We start from the raw sequence: 4,692 nt of genomic DNA, 5'->3' as shown, positions 1-4,692 counted from the left end.
TCCTGATCCAACGACTGACAAGGTTGGCATTAATACTATGTTGCAGTGCGACCGAAGCGATCGAGGTATTAGGATTTTTACAGGCATTGACAATACTGAGTTTGAATTCTTTGCTGTATGTTCTGCGTTTTTTAGCAACAGGAGGTGTTGCTGAATATATATCCATGTTCATGGATTAAGTCCCCACTTGTTTTTAGGTGGGAACTAAATTAAGGCTTATAGGATCGCTTGGTAAGGCTGTGTTAGCCGGATGCTTACAGAACAATTTAAAAATATCAAGAAAACTAAAGGGATAGCTTATGAAATTTAGAGGACTGACACTGGGTTTATCTGCAATGCTACTGAGTGTATCCGCTTCGGCTGCACCAATGCCAAACAGCATTGTGGTGAAAGACAAAGCCATTGTACCTATTCTAAAAACTGAAGTAATTCGTACAGTGACAGGTGAAAAAACTGTACGCCATGTAGAAGCCACGATTTTTGAAGTGAGTAATCAGGGCAAAGATATTGTGGCAAAGGAAGTCATTTTTGATGATGATCAAGCACAGTTTTCGGAGAAACAATTGGGTATTCCTGTGATTCAAAAAGGTGGAGTTATTGTGCCAACCTCAAAAATTGAGTTGAAGAAAACCTTAAAGCAGGGTGGTAAAGTCATTTCTGAAGTGAAAACGATTGATGCAGAGGGCATGGAATATAAGCAAGGCCAGGCGCCAATTCATCGCACATTAAAACTGGATCAGGTTAAAACGCCTGAAAGCAAAGAAACCGTTTCGCATGCAGTGTTTAGTGAAGATGGTAAAACCACACGTGATGTGGTGGTACTCGAAGAAGAGGGTGCAGAATCCTTTATCATGCCTTAAGCATTTTACAGAAATGCTCATATCTTACTGTGCTTGGTAACAGATTTTTCAAAGTTGATGCAGCAAGATGCACTACACTTAAAATCAACAACAGCGGGGAGACATCGCGATGAAAAAAGTATTCGGTGTATTGGCAATTACAACTGCATTGACCATGTTAATGGCGGGTTGTGAAAGTATGAGTTCTAATGACCAACGTATTGGCGCTGCAGCATTAGGCGGTGCCGTTGGTGGCGCAGCTGGTAACAGTGTAGGTGGTAGTGTCGGTGCTGCAGCAGGTGCAGGTGCAGGTGCGGCAGTTGGTAGCAAAACCCAAGATGGTTCTAACCGTAATGCTACCTATAGTGGAATTGGTGGCGCGATTGGTTCAATTTTAGGTAAAGAAGTGATAGGTGGTAATGCAGGTGCTGCAATAGGTGGTGCTGTAGGTGGTGGTGCTGGTGCAGCGATCGAGCAAAAACGTTAATCTGAATACGAATAGCCACACCATTCTATCGACGTACTTATATTTCAGTATTTACAACGCAGAATCTCAAGATTCTGCGTTTTTTATGCAAGCTGAAAAATTAATGCGTTTGGATAAATTGACTGACTGCTTGAGTATAAGCATTATTTTGTCCTAATGATTTGTTGATTTCAGCATGTGATAGTCGGACAGGCAATAACTGGGTCTGAGTTCCAAATTTCTGTGCTTGTCGAATAAATTGCCTAGCTTGAGCACAGGGTTGGTCTACGCGGATGGTTGAACACACAGCAAGAAATGCAGGTAAAGCTTGATGCAGCTGAGCTACTGGAGAAAGGTCTTTCCAGTTGGAAGGCTGATCACCGAAGGCTTGATCATAAAAACGAGCATGATGTGTTTGCATAATCTTTTCAATATCATAAGCAGCGCTGTCTAAAGCAACTGTTGCACGCCAGGGCTGAGGTTGGAGTGACAGCCAATGGGGACGTACAGTTAATAGACTGACCAAATGTGCACCTGCGGAATGCCCCATAAGTACCAAACGTTTCGAATCAGCATGCCAATGCGATGCCTGATTTTGAATATAAATAAGTGCTTTAGCTATATCTTGAGTTTGTTGCTGTACGGTCACATCTGGAATTAATCTATAGTTGATAGACACAAAAATCCAGTTTCGCTTGTTCCAGTAATTCAGCTTATTTTTGACTACAGCAGCATGATTTTTATCACCTGTTTTCCAAGCACCACCATGTACCATCATCATGAGCGGTGCTGGTGTTTGATTTGTGAGTGCTTTGGCGGGGAAATAGACATCCATCACTTGTTGAGGATGAGGTCCATAAGCAACATTTTTCAAAGTCTGCACATTAGTAAATGTATTCGGCTTCAAAGCATGGGTATATGTCGATGAATAGAAACAAAGTAGGGAAAAGATCGGCACAAGAATTTTTTTCATTTTAATAATCCTTTAATTGGTGGATTTTATCTTACAGCAGTATTTCAGGCCCATGTTTAGATCATGCAGCATTCTGGATGCGGAAACAATTTGCACAACACAAACTCAAGTTTCTGAAATAAAATCCGGAAGTCTTGGTATATTGCCGTATTTCAATTGCCAATGGTTGCAGCTATGTTGTGGCATATTTTTAAACCAGAGCAATCGCGCAATGTGGTCGTACGTTTAGAACGTCATACAGATTTGCTTGAATTCACATGTTGTACAGGATGGACGCCACATCAGTTGTATCGTGCCAATTTTATTCCACCTTTACACAAGCCGCGAGAGCGTTATGCAATTTGCCATGTGCAAGCCATTGTCTTGAAATATGATCAATTTGTGGATGCTGAATTGATTGATGAAATGCCATATTGGATAGATGATTTCAGCGTGTAGAGTTGGCTGCCAATCACTGGGCGATTCTGAGTCAGCCGCCAGCCGTTAATTTGCTTTAGGTCATTCAAATTCACATGCTTCAGCAATTTAGATTAGAAACGCTTGTCGGAGTTGATTGTTTGGTCAACTCCAATTTGTATAATCTCTGATAAAATAGCTTCTTTTTTGAATTTTCATTTCATATGTTCGCAATTCTTGCTGCCATTGCAATCATGTTCGGATTGTCGTTGGCTCGTGTGCCTGTGGTTTTTGCTTTGGTCATTGGTGCAGTTTCAGGTGGTTTACTGGCTGGTTTAGGCTTACAAGGCACTTTAGATGCGTTTAATAATGGCTTAGGTGGTGGTGCTAAAATTGCCCTTGCTTACGGTATTTTAGGCGCATTTGCTTTGGCTTTGGCTCGTTCAGGTTTGCCAGACTTATTGGCGTATAAGTTGATTCGCACTTTAACGGGTAGCAGTAATACCAAAGTACAGAACCGTGTTAAATATCTGATTTATTTTACTGTGGTTTTGGCAGCGGTATTTTCACAGAACTTAATCCCTGTACACATTGCATTTATTCCTGTATTGATTCCACCTTTATTGAATGTTTTCAATTATTTAAATCTAGACCGTCGTGCGGTGGCTTGCTTGCTGACTTTTGGATTGGTGGCCACCTATATGTTTGTTCCTGTCGGTTTTGGCGCAATTTTCCTGAATGATATTTTGGCGCACAATCTCAACACCTTTGGTGCACCGTATGGTTTTGCCATTCAAAATGAAGATATTCCTGCTGCCATGTTTATTCCTGTATTGGGGATGTTCATTGGTCTATTGATCGCGTTGTTTGTGAGCTATCGCAAGCCACGACACTATCAAGATGTGCAGCTAGAACGTACTCAAAGTATTTCGAGTGAACTCAATGCAAACACCGCAGAGCCAACCCTACAAGCGCCTCAGATTGCTAAATTTACGCTGTGGATGGCAGTGTTTGCGATTATTGCAACCTTGGCAGTGCAATTGTATTCAGATTCGATGATTTTGGCTGGCTTGGTGGGTGTAGCCATTTTAAGCTGTGCAGGAATTTTTAAATGGAAAGAAGCGGATGATGTGATTATTACGGGTATGCGTATGATGGCACTCATCGGCTTTATTATGATTGCTGCACAAGGTTTCGCGGCAGTGATTGAAGCCACCAATCAAGTACCTGCATTGGTGGAAGCTTCCGTACAGTGGATTGGTGACAGCAAAGGCTTGGCGGCATTTTTAATGTTGCTAATTGGCTTGTTAATCACCTTGGGGATTGGTTCGTCTTTCTCTACCGTGCCTATTTTAGCGATTATTTATGTGCCTTTATGTTTGCAGTTCGGTTTTAGCCCTGCCGCGACCATTGCAATTATTGGCACAGCAGCAGCCTTAGGAGATGCGGGTTCTCCAGCATCGGATTCAACCTTAGGGCCTACTTCGGGCTTAAATATGGATGGGCAGCACGACCACATGAAGGACAGTGTGGTACCGACTTTTATTCACTTTAATATTCCATTGATGATTTTTGGTTGGATTGCAGCGATGGTGCTGTAAATCATCACCAAAATGCGTAAGCGCACGTGTTCAGAATAGGCTGGGCACGTTGCAGCACAGTGTTAAAACAACAAAAAGAATATACTTCATGTTCATTCTCACATCTGCCGATTGCATCTCAATACACGATTTTAAATCTCTAAAAAAAATGGTCTGTTTTCATTGTCATCAGCTTCTAATATTAGAATGAAGATGATTTTAATTCTCTTTATTTAATTTTAATAATAGACCTTGTATCTTGGAGGTTGTAGTGATTAGCTTCCACTATATGCAAATTGTAGAGTTTGTAATAGACCTAAGACTTTTAGTCTGTGCAAGAGATAAAACCTACAATTTACCCTAACCACTTGCACAACTCTGGACGGTAACTAAGCACTTTGATGCTGCATTCACAAGAAAAGACGGTGGTTATGCTAA

Annotated in this window: 5 protein-coding genes and 1 pseudogene; 4 read left to right on the top strand and 2 right to left on the bottom strand. The window is 41.4% G+C overall.

Annotation, left to right across the window (positions count from 1 at the left end; genetic code table 11):
• A partial coding sequence (locus tag B2W49_RS09320) for a transposase (protein ID WP_153562828.1) occupies positions 1–172 on the bottom strand: 172 nt, incomplete at its 3' end.
• Between the two features lie 127 nt (positions 173–299).
• On the opposite strand from B2W49_RS09320, the gene B2W49_RS09315 reads away from it, so the two are divergent.
• Positions 300–860 carry a hypothetical protein gene (locus tag B2W49_RS09315; protein ID WP_291340422.1) on the top strand — a complete coding sequence of 187 codons (561 nt, stop codon included), beginning with the start codon at positions 300–302 and terminating at the stop codon, positions 858–860.
• A 109-nt stretch (positions 861–969) separates the two neighbouring features.
• Positions 970–1,326: a DNA transfer protein p32 gene (locus B2W49_RS09310; protein ID WP_291340420.1), complete on the top strand. Its 357-nt coding sequence runs from the start codon at positions 970–972 to the stop codon at positions 1,324–1,326.
• 100 nt (positions 1,327–1,426) lie between these two features.
• On the opposite strand, the gene B2W49_RS09305 is transcribed toward B2W49_RS09310, so the two are convergent.
• Positions 1,427–2,278: an alpha/beta hydrolase gene (locus tag B2W49_RS09305; protein WP_291340418.1), complete on the bottom strand. Its 852-nt coding sequence runs from the start codon at positions 2,276–2,278 to the stop codon at positions 1,427–1,429.
• Positions 2,279–2,289: 11 nt separating this feature from the next.
• Between B2W49_RS09305 and B2W49_RS12185 the strand changes: the two are divergent.
• Positions 2,290–2,775, top strand: a pseudogene (locus tag B2W49_RS12185) (alpha/beta hydrolase); the annotation flags it as partial.
• Between the two features lie 123 nt (positions 2,776–2,898).
• Entirely contained in the window at positions 2,899–4,275 is a 1,377-nt protein-coding gene (locus tag B2W49_RS09295) for a Na+/H+ antiporter family protein (protein ID WP_291340414.1), read from the top strand.
• The last annotated feature ends 417 nt before the right edge of the window (positions 4,276–4,692 follow it).

Origin of the sequence: Acinetobacter sp. UBA801, from assembly GCA_002296655.1 — a bacterium.
Taxonomy (GTDB): domain Bacteria; phylum Pseudomonadota; class Gammaproteobacteria; order Pseudomonadales; family Moraxellaceae; genus Acinetobacter.
The sequence above is the reverse complement of the archived record's forward strand: the minus strand, read 5'-3'. Positions and strand labels throughout refer to the sequence as shown.

What these genes read in the sequence shown, in the direction of transcription:
- B2W49_RS09305 (WP_291340418.1), bottom strand. Translation starts at nt 2,278, where the DNA reads ATGAAAAAAATTCTTGTGCCGATCTTTTCCCTACTTTGTTTCTATTCA.
- B2W49_RS09310 (WP_291340420.1), top strand. Translation starts at nt 970, where the DNA reads ATGAAAAAAGTATTCGGTGTATTGGCAATTACAACTGCATTGACCATG.
- B2W49_RS09295 (WP_291340414.1), top strand. Translation starts at nt 2,899, where the DNA reads ATGTTCGCAATTCTTGCTGCCATTGCAATCATGTTCGGATTGTCGTTG.
- B2W49_RS09315 (WP_291340422.1), top strand. Translation starts at nt 300, where the DNA reads ATGAAATTTAGAGGACTGACACTGGGTTTATCTGCAATGCTACTGAGT.